Genomic DNA, 22,225 nt, shown 5'->3' with positions numbered 1-22,225 from the left:
AAGTTCCTAAACTTAAGCCCCGAGCATTTCAACCAGCAACTGTCGGTACAGCGCATCGAGCCGTTCCAGTGCCTCAGGAGCGGCAAACTTTTCATGCAGCGCGATGTGGCTTTCAGCGCGAACCCGCTGTTCCAGATCGCAGGCTTCATTGAAGCGATTGACCGCCGCGACCATCGACTCTCGCTCGTCATCGATCAACATCGCCCCGTGCACCAGGCCGACCGGACGCAGACCACCCTTGCTCTGGCGCCAACGCTGGGCGGTGCCCACCATCTTTCGACCATCGAGGTTGACGTTGAAACGACCGTCGCAGAACGCGCCCTCGATTTCACCCAATGACGAAGTGCCGCCCAGCTCATCCAGTAACTGACAGATCGGATCGCACAGACGCCGGTAGCCGGTTTCGATGCGGTTCAGATCGCCTTCGCTGCGCGGAGGGGCATAAACCAGTGCGATGTTGATGGTCGATGCCGATTGCGGCACCGGCTCACCGCCGGTTTCACGCAGCAGCACCGGCCAGCCGGCCGCGGCAGAAACTTCACAGGCATGTTCAAACCCGGGCAGACGATTCAAGCGACGGGGCATGACCAACGCGCGATCAGTGGGTTGCCAGAACAGCAGACCGAATTCCGACTCACCGGTGCACACATGGGCCAACAGGTCCTGCTCGGCGAGCAGGCCGGCTTCGATGGCCAGAGGGGTTGGTGAGGTCATAAGATATTCCATAGGACGGTCAGTCTGTGGTGCATCTTCTGCCGCCTTCGCGAGCAAGCCCGCTCCCACAGTTGACCCGCGTTGTCTGGCTGAACGCGGGCTAATGTGGGAGCGGGCTTGCTCGCGAAGGGAGCGCCCCGATTTTCAATCAGTCGAGCGTCGAACCGCTCACTGGAATACCACGCTCGGGAAAGAACAGGCGCTGCAGTTCGCTACCCGGGCTTTCGGCGCGCATGAACGCTTCGCCGACCAGGAACGCGTACACGTCGCTGATTTCCATCAACTCGACATCGGCCCGGTTCAGAATGCCACTTTCAGTAATCACCAGACGATCGCGCGGAATACGCGGCAACAGGTCGAGGGTGGTTTCCAGATTGACGTCAAAGGTGTGCAGGTTGCGGTTGTTCACGCCCACCAGCGGCGTGTCGAGCGTTTTCAAGGCCCGCTCCAGCTCGTCGCCATCGTGGACTTCCACCAGCACATCAAGACCGACACTTTTGGCCACGGCCGCCAGCTCGGCCATTTTCACGTCGTCCAGTGCGGAGACGATCAACAGCACGCAGTCAGCGCCCAAAGCACGAGACTCGACGATCTGGTAAGGATCGATCATGAAGTCCTTGCGGATCACCGGCAGCTTGCACGCCGCCCGGGCCTGTTGCAGATACGCATCGGCACCCTGGAAGTAATCGATGTCGGTGAGCACCGACAGGCAAGTGGCCCCGCCCTTTTCGTAACTTCTGGCGATGTCGGCGGGAACGAAGTTCTCGCGAATCACGCCTTTGCTTGGCGAAGCCTTCTTGATTTCAGCAATGACCGCCGGCTGTTTTGTCTTGGCCTGATCGATCAATGCCTTGGCAAAACCACGGGGGGCATCGGCCGCCTTGGCCAGATTTTCCAGCTCCGCCAGACTCACACGAGCGCTACGCTCGGCGACTTCCTGAACTTTGCGGGCCAGAATATTTTCCAGAACCGTCGGTAAACTCATCCCTCATTCTCCACTTTGAATACCGCGGTAAATGCACCCAATTCCTCAAGTTTCTCCCGAGCGAGGCCTGTGTGCAGCGCATCGTGCGCCAGGGCAACGCCTTCTTTCAAACTGCTGGCATGGTCGGCGGCGTACAGCGCGGCACCGGCATTAAGCACAATCATCTCGGCTGCTTTCTGACCGTTCTCGGTCTTGCGCTTGCCCAAGGCATCGCGAATCAGCTCAAGGGAGGCCGCCGGGCTTTCCACCGCCAGACCGTGCAGGCTCTGGCTCTTCATCCCCAAGTCTTCGGGTTCGACCCAATACTCGGTGATCTGGTCATTCTTCAATTCCGCCACAAAGGTCGGTGCCGCCAGACTGAACTCGTCCAGGCCATCTTTAGAGTGCACCACCAGCACGTGTTTGCTGCCCAGACGCTGCAAAACTTCGGCCAATGGCCGGCACAACGCCTGACTGAACACACCCACCACCTGATGTTTCACACCGGCCGGATTCGTAAGCGGGCCGAGCATGTTGAACAGCGTGCGCAAGCCCAGCTCGCGGCGCGGGCCGGCGGCGTGCTTCATGGCGCTATGGTGGGTCTGGGCAAACATGAAACCGATGCCAACGTTGTCGATGCAGCGCGCCACCTGAACCGGCGTCAGGTTCAGGTAGATACCCGCGGCTTCCAGCAAGTCGGCGCTGCCGCTTTTGCCCGACACCGCACGGTTACCGTGCTTGGCCACGGTGCAACCGGCCGCGGCGACCACGAACGAGGAAGCGGTGGAGACGTTGAAAATGTTCGCACCGTCGCCGCCGGTACCGACCACATCGACCACGCCGTCGAGGGTGTTGAGTTCAACCTTGTCCGCCAACTCGCGCATCGCCGTCACGGCGCCGACGATCTCATCGATGCTTTCGCTCTTCATGCGCATGGCCATCATGAACGCGCCGATCTGCGCATCCGTGCATTGCCCGGTCATGATTTCGCGCATGACATCGCGCATCTCATCGGTACTGAGGTCGAGATGGCCGACGATACGGCTCAGGGCTGTCTTGATATCCATGGAAAGTCCTTAGCGCATGCCGCCGGTTTGTTTGAGGAAGTTGGCGAACAGCTCGTGGCCCTGTTCAGTGAGGATAGACTCAGGGTGAAATTGCACACCCTCGATGTTCAGCGTCTTGTGACGCAGCCCCATGATCTCGTCGACCGAGCCGTCTTCAAGCTGGGTCCAGGCGGTCAATTCCAGGCAATCGGGCAGGGTTTCGCGCTTGACGATCAGCGAGTGATAGCGGGTGACCGTCAGCGGGCGATTCAGGCCTTCGAATACGCCCTTGTCCTCGTGGAATACCGGGCTGGTTTTGCCGTGCATGACCTGACGGGCACGGACCACATCGCCACCAAAGGCTTGGCCAATGGACTGGTGACCCAGGCAAACACCGAGAATCGGCAGCTTGCCGGCGAAATGCTTGATCGCTTCGATGGAAATACCGGCTTCGGTCGGGGTGCAAGGACCGGGCGACACGACAATGCGCTCAGGCTTGAGAGCTTCGATTTCGGCAATGGTGAGTTCATCGTTGCGCACGACTTTGACCTCGGAGCCCAGCTCGCCAAGGTATTGCACAACGTTGTAAGTAAAAGAGTCGTAGTTATCGATCATCAGCAACATGGCGTTAAGAACCTCTTGAATTTACTGACTTTGAATACAGCCTTCGAATGATTTACCCGCAGCGCCCTGCACTTTGTCAGTCGCTGGAGTCGCGCTGTAAAGCGGTTTGTCTTGCGGGTAAAGAAGGCAAAGCGGTAAAGATCCGGCCGGGCCGGCAGAAGGATTCAGGCGCGCCAACGCCAACGGGCGTGTGCCTTGATGACTTGATCCAGAAGTTTGCTGACGATCAACACGGGGAAGGTCTCATTTATACGTCTTGGCACAGTAACTTAGCTGGGCAGAGCGTGCAATATGGGCCGATCGAAGCGCGTAAAACAATCGACGGGTTCGCGCCGAACGGCAACAGGCTCTATAGTTTTTGGCACTATCGTTTTGCTCATTACAACAATAACAAACGGACTTGCTCATGATCAGACAGACGTTGGCTGTACCGCTTGCCGGCTGCTTGCTCGCTATGGCCTGCACCCAGGCGATTGCGGCGCCCAACCCTTATTCGAATTTCATCGTCTTCGGCGATAGTCTCAACGATGCCGGGCAGTTTACCGACACGGGCGGCCCTCCCGGTTCGACCCTGCGCTTCACCAACCGGACAGGACCGGTTTACCAGAACGGCAGCGGCGAAGTCTATTCCGCCAACTCGACCCAACTGCTGGGTGAAAGGCTCGGGTTTTCGCCGGACCAGACGGCCGCTTCAACCTCGGCAGCGCGTGCGAACCAGGGCCTGCCGGATGGCAATAACTGGGCCGTTGGAGGTTACCGCACCGACCAGATCCTCACCTCGATCACCAGTGTATCCGCCACGGGTGAACGCACGCGTTCGGGCTATCTGCCGACAAACAACTTCAGCGCCGATCCGAATGCGCTGTATTACATTTCCGGGGGTGGTAACGATTTTCTTCAGGGACGTGTACAAAGTGGCGCTCAGGCGAATGCCGCTGCGGATCGCCTCGCCGACAGCGTCCAGGTTTTGCAGGCCGCCGGCGCCCGGTACATCGTGGTATGGCTGCTGCCCGACCTGGGTTTGACGCCCGCCATCAATGGCACGCCCCAGCAGACACCCACCTCACTACTGAGCTCCGCCTTCAACCGGCAACTGGTCACTCGACTGGCAGGGATCGATGCCGAAATCATCCCATTGAACATTCCGTTGCTGCTGCAGGAAACCTTCGCCGACCCGGCGCGATTCGGTTTTGCTACAGGCCAGAACCTGACGGCGACCTGTTTCAGCGGTAACAGCTGCACCGAAAACCCTACGTATGGCATTAACAGTGCCACGCCGGATCCCAGCAAGCTGATTTACAACGATGGAGTCCATCCGACTGAAGCCGGGCAAAAACTGATTTCCGACTACGCCTACTCCCTACTGGCTGCGCCGTGGGAACTGACACTGCTGCCGGAAATGGCCCACGCCACCTTACGCGCGCACCAGGACGAACTGCGTAGCCAGTGGCAATCGGATTGGGAGAGCTGGCAAGCCGTCGGCCAATGGCGCGCGATTGTTGCCGGCGGTGGTCAGCATCTGGATGTCGATAGCCAAAACAGCGGCGCCAGCGCCGACGGCAGCGGCTACAACCTGAATATCGGCGGCAGCTATCGCCTTAATGAAGCTTGGCGCGTCGGTGTGGCAGCAGGCTTCTATCGTCAGGACCTGGAAGCAGGTACTAACGATTCGGACTACAAACTCAATAGCTATCTGGCGACCGCCTTCGCCCAGTTCCAACAGAATCGCTGGTGGGCCGATGCCGCGCTGACCGGTGGCAAGCTGGATTACGACAATCTCGAACGCAAATTCGACTTGGGTGCCAGCGAAGGCGCGGAAAAGGGTGATACCGATGGCCATCTCTGGGCCTTCAGCACTCGCCTTGGCTATGACATTGCCCAACCGAGCAGCGAATGGCACCTGTCACCGTTCATCAGCGCCGATTACGCCAAAGTGGAAGTCGACGGCTACTCGGAAAACAGCAACCGCTCCACGGCACTGACTTTTGATGATCAGACCCGAGACTCGAAACGCCTGGGTGTCGGCTTGCAAGGCAAATACAACTTCACCCGTCAGACCCAGGTGTTTGGTGAATACGCCCACGAGCGTGAATACGAAGATGACGTTCAGAAGGTAAATATCGCCCTCAACAGCCTGCCAGCGAACGACTTTACGCTGGAAGGTTATACGCCGCAGAGTCACTTGAACCGAGTGAGCCTGGGGGTCAGCCACAAGCTGACCGCCGACCTGGCATTGCGTGGTGGTTACACGTTCCGCAAGGATGATGACTTTACCCAGCAGGGCATCAACGTTGGGGTGACGCTGGACTTCTGACCCTGCGCAGGTGGCCTTCGGCAGCTTCACACGAAAAGGGCAGGCACAAAAAACGCGGCGCCCTTAGAGGCGCCGCGTTTTTTTATGGTGAGCACTTATTGTGGCGAGGGGGCTTGTCGGAACGCCGCATCGCCCCGTTCGGCTGCGCAGCAGTCGCAAATCCAGGCGACTTGATCAGCCTGAAAGGAAAGAATGCAGGGGCCGCTTCGCGACCCAACGGGGGCAAGCCCCCTCGCCACAAAAGCCCGCTCCTACGGGTTTTGCGTACTTAGTTGTCCGGCGTCTGCTCGGCCAGGGCCACCGCGCGGAACATGGCGCGGCGCTTGTTCAGGGTTTCTTCCCATTCCAGTGCCGGCACCGAGTCGGCGACAATGCCACCACCCGCCTGTACGTGCAGTTCGCCGTTCTTGATCACGGCGGTGCGGATCGCAATCGCCGTGTCCATGTTGCCGTTCCAGGCGAAGTAACCGACCGCGCCGCCGTAGACGCCACGCTTGACCGGCTCCAGCTCGTCGATGATTTCCATCGCACGAATCTTCGGCGCGCCAGACAAGGTGCCGGCCGGCAGGATCGCCCGCAGTGCGTCCATCGCCGTCAGCCCGGCCTTCAACTGGCCAGTAACGTTGGACACGATGTGCATCACGTTGGAGTAACGCTCGATCACCATCTTCTCGGTGAGTTTCACCGAACCGATTTCCGAAACGCGACCGGTGTCATTGCGGCCCAGATCGATCAGCATCAAGTGCTCGGCGATTTCCTTGTCGTCCGACAGCAGGTCTTTTTCCAGCGCTACGTCAGCCTCTTCGTTGGCGCCTCGCGGACGAGTGCCGGCAATCGGGCGCACGGTGATCAGGTTGTCTTCGACCCGCACCAGTACTTCCGGCGAACTGCCGACGACGTGGAAGTCGCCGAAATTGAAGAAGTACATGTAAGGCGTCGGGTTGAAGCAGCGCAACGCCCGGTACAGATCGATTGGCGCAGCCTTGAAGTCGATCGACATGCGCTGGGACGGCACAACCTGCATGCAGTCACCAGCCAGGATGTATTCCTTGATGGTGTCGACGGCTTTTTCGTAATCGTTCTGGGTGAAGCTCGAACGGAACACTGGATCAGCCGATTGCTGTTTGCTGAAGTCCAGGCCACGGCGCGGAGTGATCGGCTGACGAAGTTGTTCCAGCAGTGCTTGCAGGCGCGCCTGACCTTGCTCGAAGGCATCTTCCTGCGCCGGATCGGCCAGGACGATCGCGTGCATTTTGCCCGCGAGGTTGTCGAACACCACCACTGCATCGGAGACCATCAGCAAAATGTCTGGCACGCCCAATGGATCCGGGTTCGGGCATTTGCCCAGACGCTTCTCCACATAGCGCACGCAGTCATAACCGAAGTAGCCCACCAGACCGCCATTGAAGCGCGGCAGACCGGTGATGGTCGGCACGTTGTAGCGCGCCTTGAAGGCTTCGACGAAGGCCAATGGGTCTTCAACGTCGTGGCTTTCGATCTCGACGCCGTCGTGGGTCACGCTGACGTGGTGATCATGAACCCGCAGCACGGTGCGGCACGGCAGGCCAATGATCGAATAACGGCCCCATTTCTCGCCGCCCTGCACCGACTCCAGCAGGTAGGAGTTCGGCTCGTCGGCCAGTTTCAGGTAGATCGACAATGGCGTGTCGAAGTCGGCCAGGGTTTCGCAGGCAAGCGGGATGCGGTTGTAGCCGGCAGCGGCCAAACGCAGGAATTCTTCGCGGATCATGAGGTGCCTCGTGGCTTGAGGGTCTAACGGTCAGGTGTGCAAACGCGCCGGTATGCCGGCCAGGAACAAGTCAGGCGCGCCAACGCCAGCGGGCCAGGGCCTTGATGACTTTCATCCAGAGTTTGCGAGTGACCACCACGATGGCGTTTCCAGGAGGGGATTGAACAGCGTTGGGCAACGTTATCTCAGCGGCCGGATCCAGGCAACCGGGAATTAGTTTGCGCAGATCATCGATCACCAGCGCCGGCAATTCTTCGGCAATCGGTCGACCATGGTTATAGCCGTAACTGAGGGCCACGCATTTGACCCCCGCCGCTTTCGCCGCCAGCACATCGCTGCGCGAGTCGCCGACGAACAACGATTGCGACGCCGGAATGTTGGCCATTTTCATCACGAAAAACAGCGCGGCCGGGTCAGGTTTCTTATTCGGCAGGGTATCGCCACCGATGATCCATTTGAAGTAACGGCCGATCTTCATCTGATCCAGCAGCGGCGCGACGAAGCGCTCCGGCTTGTTGGTGATCAGCGCCATTTCGATGCCTTGTTTATTCAGCCACTTGAGGGTGTCACGCACGCCGGGGTAAACCACCGTCAGATCGTGACCGTCCTCATAAAAGCCGTTGAACAATTCCAGGGCATGCTCGGCCTCGACCTCATCGACACCCTCGGCGTCGATGTGGTTGGCCAAGGCCCGGCGTACCAGCATGTGTACGCCGTTGCCAACCCACTCGCGCACCGGTTCGATACCGGCAGGTTGACGCCCGAGTTTGAGCAGCATGTTATCCACGGCCGCCGCGAGATCAGGGACCGAATCGACCAGCGTGCCATCCAGATCGAACATCACCAGCCGCGGCAGACGCCCGGGGAACAGCTGCTCAAAACCACTCATGGGCGAGCCAGCGCCAGTTCGGAGCGCATTTTTTCAATCACTTCCTGGTAGTTCGGCGCATTGAAGATTGCCGAGCCGGCCACGAAGGTGTCGGCGCCTGCAGCAGCGATTTCGCGAATATTGTTCACGTTGACCCCACCGTCGATTTCCAGACGAATATCACGACCGGAGGCATCGATCAGCGCCCGCGCTTCACGCAGCTTGTCGAGAGTGCCGGGAATGAACTTCTGCCCGCCGAAACCCGGGTTGACGCTCATCAGGAGGATCATGTCGACCTTGTCCATCACGTACTTGAGCACGTCCAGCGGGGTCGCCGGGTTGAACACCAGGCCCGCCTTGCAGCCGCCTTCGCGGATCAATTGCAGGGAACGGTCGACGTGCTGCGTGGCTTCCGGGTGGAAGGTAATGTAGGTCGCACCGGCTTCGATGAAGTCACCGACGATGCGGTCCACCGGGCTGACCATCAGGTGCGCATCAATCGGCGCGGTCACGCCGTACTTGCGCAGCGCGGCGCAGACCATCGGGCCGATGGTCAGGTTGGGTACGTAGTGATTGTCCATGACATCGAAGTGCACGAAGTCGGCGCCGGCGGCCAGGACGTTGTCCACTTCCTCGCCCAGGCGGGCGAAGTCGGCGGAGAGAATCGACGGAGCAATGACGAAGGGCTGCATGACGCACCTTTTTTGAGCAGAATCACGATGGCGCGCATTGTATACCTCATGCTTTGACGCGCGCACCGTGCTGCGATGATTGGGTACTAATAGGCCGCTCGGTAGATCTTCTCGATATCGACAGCACTCAACTTGCGCGGATTGTTGCGCATCAGGCGCTCGATGCCGGCGGCTTCCACGGCCATGGCCGGGATCGCGTCCTCGGGCACCCCGAAACTGCGCAGCCCCAGCGGGATTTCCACCGCTGCGCACAGCTCGGTCATCGCCTCCACGGCTTTGTCCGCCGCTTCGTTGGCGCTCAGATGAGCGGTCTTCACCCCCATGGCCTCGGCAATATCCTGCATGCGTTCCACGCAAGCCATCTTGTTCCAGGTCATGACATACGGCAGCAACAAGGCATTGCTGACGCCATGGGCAATGTTGAAACGCCCACCCAGCGGATACGCCAACGCATGCACCGCGCCGACCCCGGCATTGCCGAATGCCATGCCGGCCATCAGGCTGGCGGTGGCCATGTCTTCGCGGGCTTGCAGATGGGATGGATTGGCGTAGGCCTTGGGCAGCGCCTGGGTAATCAGCTTGATCGCGCCAATGGCCAGGGCATCAGTGATTGGCGAGGCATTGAGCGACAGGTACGACTCGATGGCATGCACCAGCGCATCGACGCCACTGGCAGCGGTGACACTGCGCGGGCAGGTCAGGGTCATTTGTGGGCTGACCAGTGCCACGTCCGGCAACAGGTAATCACTGATAATGCCCTTCTTCAGCTGCGCGACCTTGTCGGAGAGGATGGCCACGTTGGTCACTTCCGAACCGGTGCCGGCGGTGGTCGGGATGGCGATCAGCGGCGGGCCTTTGCGCGGCACCTGATCGACGCCGAACAAATCCTCCAGGGCGCCGTGGTAACCGGCATAGGCTGCAACACTCTTGGCGATGTCGATGGCACTGCCGCCACCGAGGCCGATCAACCCGTCATGCCCGCCTTCACGGTAAACCCGCATGCAATCTTCGACGATGGCGATTTCCGGGTCCGGCAACACCCGGTCGAAAATCTCGTAACTGCGCTCGCCCAGCTGCGCCAGCGCCAGCTCCACCGTGCCCGACTTGAGCAGTGCGGCGTCGGTAACGATCAGCGGGTTGTCGACATCCAGGCGTGTGAGCTCAGCCGCCAGTTGCTCGATGGCACCTGCGCCGGTGATCAGTTTGTGAGCGATTTTGAAAGAGGAAAGACTCATGTGCGCAGCCTCTTATAGATAGGGGAGCTGGGCACAATAGTAGCTGGGGATTGGGGTTTGTCTGCTATTGAATTGGTGAATGAATGTAAATCCCGAAAACCACACAAAACAACTGTAGGAGCTGCCGAAGGCTGCGATCTTTTGATCTTAAAAATCAAAGTCAAAAGATCGCAACCTTCGGCAGCTCCTGCAGGGGACCGCGTCAGACCTGGGCGGTGCGCAGTTTTTCGCTGCGCCCGCGCAGCCATTCCAGCGTCAGCAACAGGATCACCGAGAACGCAATCAACAGCGTCGCGGCAGCGGCGATCGTCGGGCTGAGGTTTTCGCGGATACCGCTGAACATCTGCCGAGGCAAGGTCGCTTGTTCGGGACCGGCGAGGAACAACGTCACCACCACTTCATCGAACGAAGTGGCAAAGGCAAACAGCGCACCGGAAATCACGCCCGGCGCAATCAACGGCAAGGTCACCCGACGAAACGCGGTCAGCGGCGAAGCCCCAAGGCTTGCAGCGGCCCGCACCAGGTTCTGGTTAAACCCCTGCAACGTCGCCGACACCGTAATGATCACAAACGGCACGCCCAACACCGCATGCACCACGATCAGTGAGAAAAAGCTGTTGCCCAACCCCAGCGGCGCAAAGAACAGATAGCTCGCCACACCAATGATCACCACCGGCACCACCATCGGCGAAATTACCAGCGCCATCACCAGCGCCTTGCCGGGAAAGTCACCCCGGGTCAGGCCGATTGCCGCCAGCGTGCCGAAGATCATCGCCAGTACCGTCGCTGCCGGGGCCACGATCATGCTGTTCTTCAACGAACGCATCCATTCCGCCGAAGCAAAGAAGTCCTGGTACCAGTGCAGCGAGAAGCCTTGCAGCGGATAGACCAGAAAACTCCCCGAGTTGAACGACAGCGGAATGATCACCAGCACCGGCAGGATCAGGAACAACAAAATCAAGCCACAGAGAATCCGCAAACCGTAGAACCACACCCGTTCGATGGGCGACATATAAGGACTCAGCATTTCATTCTCCCCTTAGCTCAGGCGCAGGCGACTGGCGCCCACCAGCCAGCTGTAAATCAGATAAAGCACCACGGTCGCCAGCAGCAACAGCCCACCGAGTGCGGTCGCCATGCCCCAGTTGATGCTGGTGTTGGTGTAGAAGGCGACGAAATAACTGACCATCTGATCGTTCGGGCTGCCCAGCAACGCCGGGGTGATGTAGTAGCCGATGGCGAGGATGAACACCAACAGGCAACCGGCACCGACACCGGCATAGGTCTGCGGGAAATACACCCGCCAGAAACTGGCGAACGGGTGGCAGCCGAGGGAAATCGCTGCACGCATGTACGTCGGTGAGATGCCTTTCATCACGCTGTAGATCGGCAAAATCATGAACGGCAGCAGGATGTGCACCATCGAGATGTAGACCCCGGTGCGATTGAACACCAGCTCCAACGGCTTATCGATAATGCCCATGGCCATCAGGCCGCTGTTGATCAAGCCGCCCGATTGCAGCAACACGATCCACGCAGCGACCCGCACCAGAATCGAGGTCCAGAACGGCAACAGCACCAGAATCATCAGCAGGTTGCTTTGCCGCGATGGCAAGTTCGCCAGCAGGTAGGCCAACGGATAGGCCAGCACCAGGCAGATCACGGTGATGATCAGGCCCATCCAGAAGGTCCGGGCAAAGATGTCGAGGTAGATCGCCTGGTCGGGGGTGGCCTGGGCCACTTCGCCGAGGTCGTCGATACGATGATCGACGGCGGCCAGCAAGTAATAAGGTGTCACATTACTGGTGTTGCGGCGCACAACCTGCCAATAGGCCGGATCGCCCCAGCGCTCGTCGAGGCCTTCCAATGCTTCCTTATAAGAAGCCGGCTCCGTGGCGAACGGCAAGGCGCGTGCGGTTTTGGTCAGCAGGCTGCGGTAGCCGGCCAACTCCATGTTCAAGCGCTTGGACAAGTCGCCCAAGGTCTGATTCTTGCGGGCTTCGGCGAGGTCTTCGCTGGCGGCCTTGTACACAGGCTCTGCCGGCAGGCCTCGGCCATCCCAACTGGCGATGGCGGCCACGGTGCGCGGCATGGCGCCGACCACCTCCGGGTTACCGACGCTTTTGTAGAGCAGCGCCACGATCGGCACCAGGAACACCAGCAACAGAAACAGCACCAACGGCGCGATCAAGGCTTGTGCTTTCCAGCGGTTGATCCGCTCGGCGTGCTTGAGCCGCTGCTTCAAGGTGGGGTCAGTGCCCGCGTTCAGGGGAATGGCGGTGGCCATGGCGTACTCCGGAAATCTTTGATCGTTACAGAGGGTGGCATTCCACATCCGGGATGCCACCTCTGTTCTTGTTAGCTACACATCACCCCTGTAGGAGCGAGGCTTGCCCGCGAAAGCTGCGTGTCAGTCAACATTGATGTTGAATGTGCTGACGTCTTCGCGGGCAAGCCTCGCTCCTACAAGAGTGGATAAGCCCACGGGGTGGTCTTATTTTGCAGCCCAGGAATTGAAGCGCTGCTCCAGTTGCTCGCCGTTGTCAGCCCAGAAACTGACGTCGATCTGCACCTGGTTGGCGATGTTTTCCGGGGTGGTCGGCATGTCTTTCAGGACATCCTTGGACAGCAAAGGCACGGCTTGGGTGTTGGCCGGACCGTAGGCGATGTTTTCCGAGTAGGTCTTCTGCTGCTGCGGAGCCACCGAGAACGCGATGAATTTCTTCGCCGCTTCAGCACGGGTTTTATCCAGGCCTTTTGGAATCGCCCATGCGTCGAAGTCGTAGATACCGCCGTTCCACACCACCTTCAGGTTGCTTTCTTTCTGTACCGCCGCGATCCGGCCGTTGTAGGCCGAGCTCATGACCACGTCACCGGAGGCGAGGTATTGCGGCGGTTGTGCACCGGCTTCCCACCACTGAATGCTTGGCTTGAGCTCATCAAGTTTCTTGAACGCACGGTCCTGACCATCCTTGCCAGCCAGTACTTTGTAGACGTCTTTCGGCGCAACGCCGTCAGCCATCAGTGCGAATTCCAGGGTGTACTTGGCGCCTTTACGCAAGCCGCGCTTGCCCGGGAATTTCTTGGTGTCCCAGAAATCCACCCAACTGGTCGGTGCGGAAGCCAGTTTGTCGGCGTTGTAAGCCAACACGGTCGACCACACGAAGAAGCCCACGCCGCACGGCTGGATAGCACCTTTGACGTAGTCTTCGGTCTTGCCGAACAACTTCGGATCAAGCTGCTCGAACATGTCCTCGTCGCAACCACGGGACAGTTCTGGCGATTCAACTTCCACCAGGTCCCAGGACACGCTCTTGGTGTCGACCATGGCTTTGACCTTGGCCATCTCACCGTTGTATTCGCCAGCGATGATTTTGCCGTTGCCCGCCGCTTCCCACGGTGCGTAGAAGGCCTTGACCTGCGCGGCCTTGTTCGCCCCGCCAAAGGACACCACGGTCAGATCAGGGCCGGCGGCCATTGCGTGTGCCGCACCCATCAGGCCCAGTGTCAGGGCTGTGAACTTCAGGGATCTCAACATTTATTGTTCTCCAACTGCAGGGTTAGTGTTGGTGAAGCAGGGGGGCGATCAATGCGCCTCTAAAAGTGGGTCGAGCGCGCGAACGTGTTCGACCTGCCAGCCAAGCGGTACCACATCGCCGACAGCGAGCGCGGGATCGAGCTCGGCAATCGGTTGTTTCACAAAGAAGTCGGTCTTGCCGCAGACTTCCAGGCGAACCCGGACGTGGTCGCCCAGATAGATGAATTCCGCCACCCTCCCTGAGAAGCGGTTGACGCAGGACTCGCTCGAACCATTGAGGCTCACGCGCTCCGGGCGAATCGACAACGTGACGGGCTCGCCGGTCTTGCCAACATTGACCGCCAGGGCTTCAACCTTTTCGCCGCGACCGAGCTCAACCACGCAGCGGTCGCCGGTGTGGCTGTGCAAGCGGCCATTGAGACGGTTGTTCTCGCCGATGAAGTTGGCGACGAAGGTGTTTTTCGGTTCTTCATAGAGGGAGCGCGGTGGCGCGATCTGCTGAATCTCGCCCTGGTGGAACACCGCTACACGGTCGGACATGGTCAGGGCTTCGCCCTGGTCGTGGGTCACGTAGACCACGGTCACACCGAGGCGCTGGTGCAGGTGTTTGATTTCCATCTGCATGTGTTCGCGCAGTTGTTTGTCCAGTGCGCCGAGAGGTTCGTCCATCAGCACCAGTTGCGGTTCGAACACCAGGGCGCGAGCCAGGGCCACACGCTGCTGCTGACCGCCGGACAGTTGCGCCGGATAACGCTGGGCGAAGGTGTCGAGCTGAACCATGCTCAAAACACGCTTGACCCGGTCACTGACGTCGCTTTTGTTCAAGCCGCGCACGGTCAGCGGGAACGCCAGGTTCTCGGCGACCGTCATGTGCGGGAACAACGCGTAGTTCTGGAACACCATGCCGATGTCGCGTTTATGTGGCGGCACGTTGTTGATGGAACGCCCGGCCAGTTGAATCTCCCCGGCGGTCGGTGTTTCGAAACCGGCGAGCATCATCAGACTGGTGGTCTTGCCGGAGCCGGACGGCCCGAGCAAGGTGAGGAATTCGCCTTTGCGAATATCCAGGTTGAGGTCTTTGACGATCAGGTTCTCGCCGTCGTAGCTCTTTTGCACTCCACGAAAGCTGACCAGAATATCGCTGGCCCCTGCGCTTGAATCAACCTGGCTCATACCCACACCTTTGTTATTGATGACTGCTGTGGACTAAGCCTAGTGGACGCTGGGAGCGGCGCAAATCGGGGCGCAGGAGAGAATCGCCTCAGCCGGATGGAAGATTGGGGGTAGGGATTGCCCTACAAGGATGGCGGGGATGGATATGTCGATTCGGGATCGCGACAGGCGGTGAGCTGCAAGCCGCAAAAACAGGCAAAAGCGGCTTTGTGTGCATGTCGCAAATGGACATGCCACCGCCTTCCTGTGGGAGCGGGCTTGCCCGCGATGACGGTGGAACATTCAGAATCTTATCGACGGACAAATCGCAATCGCGGGCAAGCCCGCTCCCACAGGGATTTGCAGTGAACCCGTGGAAGGGGCGTGTCAGAGGAGTTTGTGCTCCATCGCGTACTTCACCAGTTCGGCCAGGGAGGTGATATTGAGTTTCTGCATCAGCCGCGCCTTGTGGGTGCTGATGGTTTTGCTGCTCAGGGCCAGTTGCTGGGCGATGTCGTTGACGTTGGCGCCTTGGGCCAGGCGTTCAAATACCGAGAACTCACGCTCCGACAGCAACGAGTGCAACGGCCGTGAATCCGTCAGGCCGACTTCAAAGACCATGCGGTCGGCCAGGTCCGGGTCGATGTATCGCCCGCCCGCCGCCACTTTGCGGATTGCCGTCAGCAGCAATGCCGGATCGCTGTCCTTGGTCGCATAGCCTGCGGCGCCGACCTTTAACGCTCGTGCGGCCATTTGCGCTTCGTCGTGCATCGACAACACCAGAATCGCCGGGGGATTGTTCAGTGCGCGAATCCGTGGAATCGCTTCCAGGCCGTTGACCCCTGGCATGGAGATATCCAGCAACACCACTTCGCAGGGAACATGGCGCAAGGTCTCGAGCAACTGCTCGCCATTGCTCGCCTCCCCTACCACCAGCAAGTCCTTGGCCAGGCCGATCAATTGCTTGATGCCTTCGCGAACGATGGTGTGGTCTTCGGCTACCAGTACACGGATCACGTTCTTCTCCATTCTTGTTATGTCAGAGCCAAGATCTATCGCGGGCAAGCCCGCTCCCACATTTGGAATGCGTTCCCCCTGTGGGAGCGGGCTTGCCCGCGAAGGCGCCAGTCCAAGCAACTTAAAACCATCAGGCTTCATCCAGTGGCACTCGCACACTCAGGGTCGTGCCCTCCCCCGGTTCACTCTCAAGCGACAACTGCCCGCCCATGATCAACACCCGCTCACGCATGCCGACCACACCGAAGGATGTCGGCCTGCCAGTGGCGGCGACAAATCCTACGCCATCATCGCTGACAGTCAGACAGAGTTCATTGCCCTCAAGGGTCAGCGTCAGTTCAACAGTATGCGCCTGGGCGTGGCGCATGACATTGGTCAGCGCTTCCTGAAGGATGCGGAACAGCCCGATGGCCTTGGCGTCGCTGAGCACCGGCAAGTTATCCGGCACTTGCACCAGACACGGGATCTGCGTGCGCGCCTCGAACCGCCGCGCCTGCCACTCGATGGCCGAGGCGATCCCGGCATCGAGAATCGGCGGCCGTAGCGCCGTGGCCACATCCCGCACCAGTTGAAACAGTTGAGCGATCAAGCGCTTCATGCTGTTCAAGCGCTCGTGCAGGCCCGGGTCGAGCTGGGCGTAGGCCAGTTCGCACATGGATGTTTCCAGCTTTAGCACGGTCAACATCTGACCCAACTCGTCGTGAACTTCCCGGGCGATGCGCGCCTTTTCCTCTTCCCGGACGCTCTCCAGGTGGGCGGACAACTCGCGCAATTGCTCGCGGGAGCTGGCCAGTTCCAGTTCGATGCGCTTGCTCTCGGTGATGTCCCAGACGATTCCGTCCCAGACATAGGCGCCATCTTCGAGCCGGCGGGTGATGGCCTTGATCTCGGCCCAGCGCTGCTCGCCCTGACGGGTCAGAATCCGTCCCTGCCACGACCAGTCGCTGTCGGTGTCCAGCGCATGGTCCTGAGTCTGATGGTAACTGGCCTTGTCGTCCGGATGCACCAGACTGCGCAGGCCTTTGTCCCGATGGGCCAGAGTGGCCGGCGAGTACCCCACCAGACTCTCGCTGCCTTCACTGATGTAGGCAAAGTCGATCTGCCCGGTCACCGGCGCGCGTTCCAGACGAAAGACCAGGCCGGGCACGTTGGCGGCGATCCCTTGCAGCCTCGCCTCGCTCTCCTGCAATGCGGCCAGGGCGCGACGACGCTCGGTGACGTCATTGAGGTAAACCACCAGGTATTCGCCGTCGCGAAAGCGCAAGAAGCTCAACGAAACATCCGCCGGCAGAATACTGCCGTCCGCTCGCACGCAATTGGTTTCGAAACTTTGCGGCCCTTCTTCACTGGCCCGGGCGCGTTTCCACAGGCTCAGCCAGCGGTCCATGTGCAAACCGGGCTCGAAGTCGATCAATGGCCGATCAATGATCCCGCCCGCCGGGTAGCCGAGCATGGTTTCGGCCGCCCGGTTGGCGTAACGCACATGGCTGTCCCAGTTGACCCAGAGGATGCCGACAGTGCTCTGATCGATGGAAAACTGCGTGAGGCGCAAGGCCTCTTCGCTGGCCTCGCGCAGGGCAATGTCTTCGCGCGCCGCCAGCAAGCGTTGCTCCAGGCTGTGTTGCTGACGACGTTGCCAGAACACAATGGCCATGCTGCTCAGCAATAACATCACCAAGAGCAGGCTGAGGTTTTGCCAGAAACCCGGCGACTCGGACAGCCGCGGATACTTGGGTTGCAGCCATTGATTGTGCAGTTGCTCCAGGTCCTTGGCCGGGATCGCTCGCAGCGCGCTTTCGACGATGCCGGCCAACTCCGGCCAGTCCCGGCGCGTGGCCACGCGCAGCAGTTGCGGGAAACCGATATCGCCCACCACCGCCAGCCCGGAGAATTCAGGCTCGACAGACAGACGCCCGAACTGCGCTTCATCGACCACGGCGTAACCAGCCTGCTGACTCAACAACAGTTGCAGCGCCTGGCGCTCCAGAGGCACGCCTTGCAGGTTCAGATGGGGATAATTGCTGCGCAGATAATCGGCGGTGACGCTGGGCATGCGCACCGCGACGCGGGTCTGGCTGTCGAGTTTTTCCAGCTCTACCGCACCGGTGCTTTTCTGGGCGCTGACCACCAGTTGCGGCACCCGCATGTAAGGGTCGGAAAATTGCCAGAGTCGCAATGCCGCGGGGGTTTGCGTCAGCCCTGGCGCGATATCGATATCGCCTTCACGCGCTGCGGCTTCCAGTTGCGCAAGATCAGGATAATTACGCCAGCTCAGTTCGATCTTGAGTGCCTTGGCCAGCCACTTCATCAGCTCGATGTTAACCCCGGACAGGCGCTGCAAGCGGCGATCGTATTGGGCATAGGGCGTTTGCAACACCACTCCGACCCGCAACTCGCCATGCTGCGCCAGCCATTGCTGTTGCGCTGGCGACAGGTGCACGACGTGCGCCGGTGGCGCGGGCGCCGCCCAGCCCATCAAGGGAAACCATAAACAGCCGATAACCCACAGGCAGCGAAAATGCATCATCAAAGTCTCACACACTGACAAATACTGACCAACCCATTAGGCTGCCGGAATAACTTCTGGCCTGGAATATCCGATGCCCCCTGTCTACCGCCTGGCACTGCCAGCATTGTGCCTGTCGTTGATCCTGCCTTGCGCGTTTTCCGTTGAGGCGGCCGACCCGGCACCTGCCGCTGCGGAAAAACCCGCAGAAGAAAAACCGGTCGAACGACAGCCGCTGCTTGAGCGTAGTCAGGAAGAAGCGACTGCACTTGAGCGAAAAATCCCTGCGCAAGAACAGCAACAGCTGCAAGCCGGCACCGACAGCTTTCTCGCCTTGTGGAAACCGGCCAATACCGCCGAACCCAAAGGCGCGGTGATTATCATCCCCGGCGCCGGTGAAACCGTTGACTGGCCGCAAGCGATCAGCCCATTGCGGCGCAAGTTGCCGGACGCCGAGTGGAGCAGCCTGAGTATCACCTTGCCGGACCTGCAAAGCGAAGCCATTGCGCCACGTATTGTCGAAGTGGCGCCAGCGCCCAAAACGCCTGATGCCGGCAGCAAAGACGCCACGACTGCGGCGCCCATCGAACAGGTGGCCGGCGGCGAAGCGGATGTGGCCGACAAGGCCATCGTCGAAACCACCGAAGAACAGGCCAAAGCCGACGCGGAGCGAATCTTCGCGCGCATCGATGCCGCCATCGCCTACGCCGAACAGCAAAGCGCTCGCAGTATCGTCGTGTTGGGCCACGGGACCGGCGCTTACTGGGCCGCGCGTTATCTGAGCGAGAAGCAGCCATCGCAAGTCGAGAAGTTGGTGATGGTCGCCGCTCAGACGCCTGTTACAGCGACGCCGGGACTGGCTGAGCTCACACCCGCCTTGAAGCTGCCTACCGCAGATATCTTCTATATGGATAAGCCGGGGGATCGTAACGCGGCGCTGGAACGTTTACAGGCCAGCAAGCGCTTGAAAACGTCGGGGTTCAGTCAGGTTTCGCTCAAGGCGCTGCCGGGGAATGCCAAGGCCGAGCAAGAGCAATTGGTCCGTCGGGTGCGGGGTTGGTTGAATCCTCAACCAGCGGCGGACTGATAGACCGGGTTGGCCCATTCGCGGGCAAGCCTCGCTCCTACAGGATTTGTGTCGTGTCCAAATATGCGGCAATCATAAAACCTGTAGGAGCGAGGCTTGCCCGCGAAGACGGATTCACTGGCAACACAACTCATCCCTGCTAACGAAAATCCCGCCGCTCACGAATCAACGTGTAGGCAGTATGCAATTCACGAGTCTTGTCCGTAGCCTCGCGAACCTGCAATGCTGTCGCACCGCTGCCGGCAATCTTGTCCGGGTGATGACGACTGAGCAGGCGTCGATAGGCGCGTTTGATTTGCGCCGGCTCACTGGTCGCCGACACTCCCAATAGCTGCAACGCATCTTGATAAGTTACAGCGTTGCTGACCGATGGGCGTTTCTGCGGCTCATAGTCAGTCGCCAAGGCCTGCACCTGTTGCCGCGTCCACCCCAGCCATTTGCCCCACTGGGCAATCAGCTCGCGCTCACTGCTACCGGCGCGGCCATCGGCCCAGACCATCCGCCAACAGGCACGCAACACCCCTTCCGCCGCATAGGGTTGGGTACTCAGGCGGCGCAGATAACCGCGCAACCGGTCATGTCCCGACTTACCGCGATTGAACGCCGCAATCGCTCGACGTTGCGCCGATTCGGTCATTTCCAGCGAACGCATTTCCTGCCGCGCCTGCTGGATGTGGCCATCCACTACGCGCCCATCGCTCTTGGCCAATCGGCCCAGCAACACGAATAGCAGTTCATCGTTGCGCAGCACCGAGCGACCACCGAATTTTTCCCATAAATGCGCCCAGCTCTGCAGGTGCAAACGCCGGTCCAGCGCCTGTCCCAATAAAGCGCCGAGCATGGCCCCCGGAATGCTGGCTATGGCAAAGCCCGCTCCGGCTCCAATCAGAGTCCCTGGCCACAACATGTCAGCGTCTCGCTTCTATCAGAGTTTCTACTTCGGCCAGGCGCTCGTGGGTACCGACATCCACCCAATGCCCATTCAGGCGTTCGCCGGTCACTTGCCCGTCAGCCATGGCTTTGCGCAGCAGTGGCGCAAGTTTGAAGGCACCGGCCGAGCACCCGTCAAACAGCTGCGGGTGCAGCACGGCGATGCCGCTGTAGGTCAGGGTTGATGTATCCGGCCGACCGTCCTGCACATGGCCATCGACCAAAGTGAAATCTCCACTCGGGTGATGCGCCGGGTTGTCCGCCAATACCAGATGAGCGAGCCCGACGATGGGCTGATGCAACACGCTGAAGTCGTAGTCGGTCCAGATGTCACCGTTGACCACCACAAAGGCCTCGTCACCCAACAACGGCAACGCACGGAAAATGCCGCCACCGGTTTCCAGAGGTTCACCTTCCGCCGAGTACTGAATGCTCACGCCATACCGCGAACCATCGCCCAGATAATCCTCGATCTGCTGACCGAGCCAGGCATGGTTGATCACGATCTCGGTAAATCCTGCAGCCACCAACGCCCTCAGGTGATATTCGATCAGGGGCACTCCGCCGGCGCGAACCAGCGGTTTTGGCGTGGTCAGGGTCAGCGGACGCATGCGCTCGCCTTTACCCGCGGCCAGAATCATCGCCTTCATGCCGTCGCTCCAGCACGCAGACTGGCCAACAATTCACCCAACTCCGCCAGTTCAGGGCGACGGGCGATGACCGCGTCTATATAAGCAAAGAAGCGCGGCACATCGCCGAGGTAGCGCGGCTTGCCATCGCGATGGCAGATGCGGGCGAAAATGCCGATGACTTTAAGGTGCCGTTGCACGCCCATCAGGTCGCTGGCGCGCAGGAAATCCTCAAAGTCTGGCTGAACCGGGATGTCGAGCGCGCCGGCTTGCTGCCAGTAATCCTCCAGCCAGCCACGCACACGCTCTTCAGGCCAGCTGAGAAAGGCGTCCTTGAACAGGCACGTCACATCGTAGGTCACCGGGCCATAAACCGCGTCCTGGAAATCCAGCACGCCGGGATTCGGCTCGCTGAGCATCAGGTTGCGCGGCATGTAGTCGCGATGCACCAGGACTTTGGGCTGAGCCAGGGCGCTGTCGATCAGCAAGTCGCTGGCCTGCTGCCAAAGCGCTTGCTGCGCCGAGTCGAACTCGATGCCCAGTTCGCGCTTCACGTACCACTCGGGGAACAGTTCCAGCTCGCGACGCAGCAGCGCCACGTCATAACTCGGCAGCGGCGCCACCATCGGCAACTGCTGGAAAGCCAGCAGCGCTTGCAGGGCATCCTTGAACAAATCGTCGGCGTTTTCGCTGTCGATCACGTCCAGGTAAGTCTTGTTGCCCAGGTCATTGAGTAAAAGAAAACCACGCTCGAGGTCTTCGGCATAAATTTTCGGCACGTTTATTCCGGATTTCGCCAGCAGAAAAGCGATATCCACGAAGGGTTTGCAGTTTTCCTGGGGTGGCGGCGCGTCCATCACGACAAAACTTCTGCCTGCGCCTTCCCAGCGGAAATAGCGCCGAAAACTCGCGTCGCTACTGGCCGCAGTCAACGTGGCCGGGGGCACGGCACCCCAACCTTGTTCTGCAAAGAGGATAGCCAACTGTTCATCGAGCCAAACTTTCAGGTGTTGCAAGCGTACATCTTGGTCAGGCATTGCAAGGGTCTCCGACGGCGCTAGCCGTCAAGCGGGTCATGCTTTATTATCCAGCATCTTTTTCAGACCATCGAGAGGCGTGCGGCCCACACCGCGGGCAGATGGCACGCAGGAAGCCCGGA

General features: G+C 59.9%; 20 protein-coding genes. 3 read left to right on the top strand and 17 right to left on the bottom strand.

Features of this window, described 5'->3' with window-relative positions; genetic code table 11:
• Window positions 1-12: 12 nt before the first annotated feature.
• The 4 genes from F6R97_RS17630 to F6R97_RS17615 all read right to left on the bottom strand — a co-directional run bounded on the left by F6R97_RS17630 (window position 13) and on the right by F6R97_RS17615 (window position 3,348).
• Window positions 13-714: a lipoyl protein ligase domain-containing protein gene (locus F6R97_RS17630; RefSeq protein ID WP_315866880.1), complete on the bottom strand. Its 702-nt coding sequence runs from the start codon at window positions 712-714 to the stop codon at window positions 13-15.
• 148 nt (window positions 715-862) lie between these two features.
• Window positions 863-1,699: an indole-3-glycerol phosphate synthase TrpC gene (trpC, locus tag F6R97_RS17625; protein ID WP_038981281.1), complete on the bottom strand. Its 837-nt coding sequence runs from the start codon at window positions 1,697-1,699 to the stop codon at window positions 863-865.
• Window positions 1,696-2,745, bottom strand: coding sequence for an anthranilate phosphoribosyltransferase (trpD, locus tag F6R97_RS17620; protein WP_007906883.1), 1,050 nt, complete (start codon window positions 2,743-2,745; stop codon window positions 1,696-1,698). The genes trpC and trpD overlap by 4 nt, the downstream gene beginning before the upstream one ends.
• Window positions 2,746-2,754: 9 nt before the next feature.
• Entirely contained in the window at window positions 2,755-3,348 is a 594-nt protein-coding gene (locus F6R97_RS17615; protein WP_038981279.1) for an aminodeoxychorismate/anthranilate synthase component II, read from the bottom strand.
• Window positions 3,349-3,395: 47 nt separating this feature from the next.
• On the opposite strand from F6R97_RS17615, the gene F6R97_RS17610 reads away from it, so the two are divergent.
• Window positions 3,396-3,758, top strand: a complete 363-nt coding sequence (locus F6R97_RS17610; RefSeq protein ID WP_156320540.1) for a hypothetical protein — start codon at window positions 3,396-3,398, stop codon at window positions 3,756-3,758.
• A complete protein-coding gene (gene estP / locus F6R97_RS17605) occupies window positions 3,755-5,662 on the top strand; it encodes an esterase EstP (RefSeq protein WP_315866879.1) in 1,908 nt (635 codons plus the stop codon). Before F6R97_RS17610 ends, estP begins: the two co-directional genes overlap by 4 nt.
• Before the next feature lie 268 nt (window positions 5,663-5,930).
• Here the strand turns inward: estP and trpE are convergent, their stop codons facing one another.
• The 10 genes from trpE to F6R97_RS17555 form a co-directional block, all read right to left on the bottom strand.
• Window positions 5,931-7,412 (bottom strand): anthranilate synthase component I, encoded by a 1,482-nt coding sequence (trpE, locus tag F6R97_RS17600; protein ID WP_050682133.1) that lies wholly within the window; start codon window positions 7,410-7,412, stop codon window positions 5,931-5,933.
• A gap of 70 nt (window positions 7,413-7,482) precedes the next feature.
• The gene (locus tag F6R97_RS17595; RefSeq protein WP_315866878.1) at window positions 7,483-8,301 is read right to left on the bottom strand and encodes a phosphoglycolate phosphatase; all 819 of its coding nucleotides are present in this window, start codon (window positions 8,299-8,301) and stop codon (window positions 7,483-7,485) included.
• Window positions 8,298-8,972 carry a ribulose-phosphate 3-epimerase gene (gene rpe, locus F6R97_RS17590; RefSeq protein ID WP_007906892.1) on the bottom strand — a complete coding sequence of 225 codons (675 nt, stop codon included), beginning with the start codon at window positions 8,970-8,972 and terminating at the stop codon, window positions 8,298-8,300. The genes F6R97_RS17595 and rpe overlap by 4 nt, the downstream gene beginning before the upstream one ends.
• Window positions 8,973-9,058: 86 nt before the next feature.
• Window positions 9,059-10,207, bottom strand: a complete 1,149-nt coding sequence (locus F6R97_RS17585) for an iron-containing alcohol dehydrogenase (protein WP_038981272.1) — start codon at window positions 10,205-10,207, stop codon at window positions 9,059-9,061.
• A gap of 202 nt (window positions 10,208-10,409) precedes the next feature.
• The gene (locus tag F6R97_RS17580; protein WP_038981270.1) at window positions 10,410-11,234 is read right to left on the bottom strand and encodes an ABC transporter permease; all 825 of its coding nucleotides are present in this window, start codon (window positions 11,232-11,234) and stop codon (window positions 10,410-10,412) included.
• Between the two features lie 12 nt (window positions 11,235-11,246).
• Window positions 11,247-12,494, bottom strand: coding sequence for an ABC transporter permease (locus tag F6R97_RS17575; RefSeq protein ID WP_315866877.1), 1,248 nt, complete (start codon window positions 12,492-12,494; stop codon window positions 11,247-11,249).
• A gap of 207 nt (window positions 12,495-12,701) precedes the next feature.
• Window positions 12,702-13,745, bottom strand: coding sequence for an ABC transporter substrate-binding protein (locus F6R97_RS17570; protein ID WP_038981267.1), 1,044 nt, complete (start codon window positions 13,743-13,745; stop codon window positions 12,702-12,704).
• 48 nt (window positions 13,746-13,793) lie between these two features.
• Complete coding sequence (locus tag F6R97_RS17565; RefSeq protein ID WP_030130015.1) at window positions 13,794-14,918, bottom strand: ABC transporter ATP-binding protein; 1,125 nt, start codon at window positions 14,916-14,918, stop codon at window positions 13,794-13,796.
• A gap of 366 nt (window positions 14,919-15,284) precedes the next feature.
• Window positions 15,285-15,926 (bottom strand): response regulator transcription factor, encoded by a 642-nt coding sequence (locus F6R97_RS17560; RefSeq protein WP_174160275.1) that lies wholly within the window; start codon window positions 15,924-15,926, stop codon window positions 15,285-15,287.
• A gap of 118 nt (window positions 15,927-16,044) precedes the next feature.
• Window positions 16,045-18,441 (bottom strand): PAS domain S-box protein, encoded by a 2,397-nt coding sequence (locus F6R97_RS17555; protein WP_038981265.1) that lies wholly within the window; start codon window positions 18,439-18,441, stop codon window positions 16,045-16,047.
• A gap of 73 nt (window positions 18,442-18,514) precedes the next feature.
• On the opposite strand from F6R97_RS17555, the gene F6R97_RS17550 reads away from it, so the two are divergent.
• The gene (locus F6R97_RS17550; RefSeq protein ID WP_038981263.1) at window positions 18,515-19,507 is read left to right on the top strand and encodes an alpha/beta hydrolase family protein; all 993 of its coding nucleotides are present in this window, start codon (window positions 18,515-18,517) and stop codon (window positions 19,505-19,507) included.
• 139 nt (window positions 19,508-19,646) lie between these two features.
• Here the strand turns inward: F6R97_RS17550 and F6R97_RS17545 are convergent, their stop codons facing one another.
• The 3 genes from F6R97_RS17545 to F6R97_RS17535 are packed head-to-tail and all read right to left on the bottom strand — an operon-like array spanning window position 19,647 to window position 22,103.
• Entirely contained in the window at window positions 19,647-20,414 is a 768-nt protein-coding gene (locus tag F6R97_RS17545) for a TerB family tellurite resistance protein (protein ID WP_048397826.1), read from the bottom strand.
• Between the two features lies 1 nt (window position 20,415).
• Window positions 20,416-21,087, bottom strand: coding sequence for an N-acetylmuramate alpha-1-phosphate uridylyltransferase MurU (gene murU / locus F6R97_RS17540; RefSeq protein WP_038981260.1), 672 nt, complete (start codon window positions 21,085-21,087; stop codon window positions 20,416-20,418).
• Window positions 21,084-22,103 carry an aminoglycoside phosphotransferase family protein gene (locus tag F6R97_RS17535; protein WP_048397824.1) on the bottom strand — a complete coding sequence of 340 codons (1,020 nt, stop codon included), beginning with the start codon at window positions 22,101-22,103 and terminating at the stop codon, window positions 21,084-21,086. Before F6R97_RS17535 ends, murU begins: the two co-directional genes overlap by 4 nt.
• Between the last annotated feature and the right edge of the window lie 122 nt (window positions 22,104-22,225).

The sequence above is a fragment of the Pseudomonas sp. JV414 genome (assembly GCF_032424305.1).
Taxonomy (GTDB): domain Bacteria; phylum Pseudomonadota; class Gammaproteobacteria; order Pseudomonadales; family Pseudomonadaceae; genus Aquipseudomonas; species Aquipseudomonas lini.
Note: the sequence above shows the minus strand (reverse complement) of the source record. Positions and strands in the feature narration are given on the sequence as shown.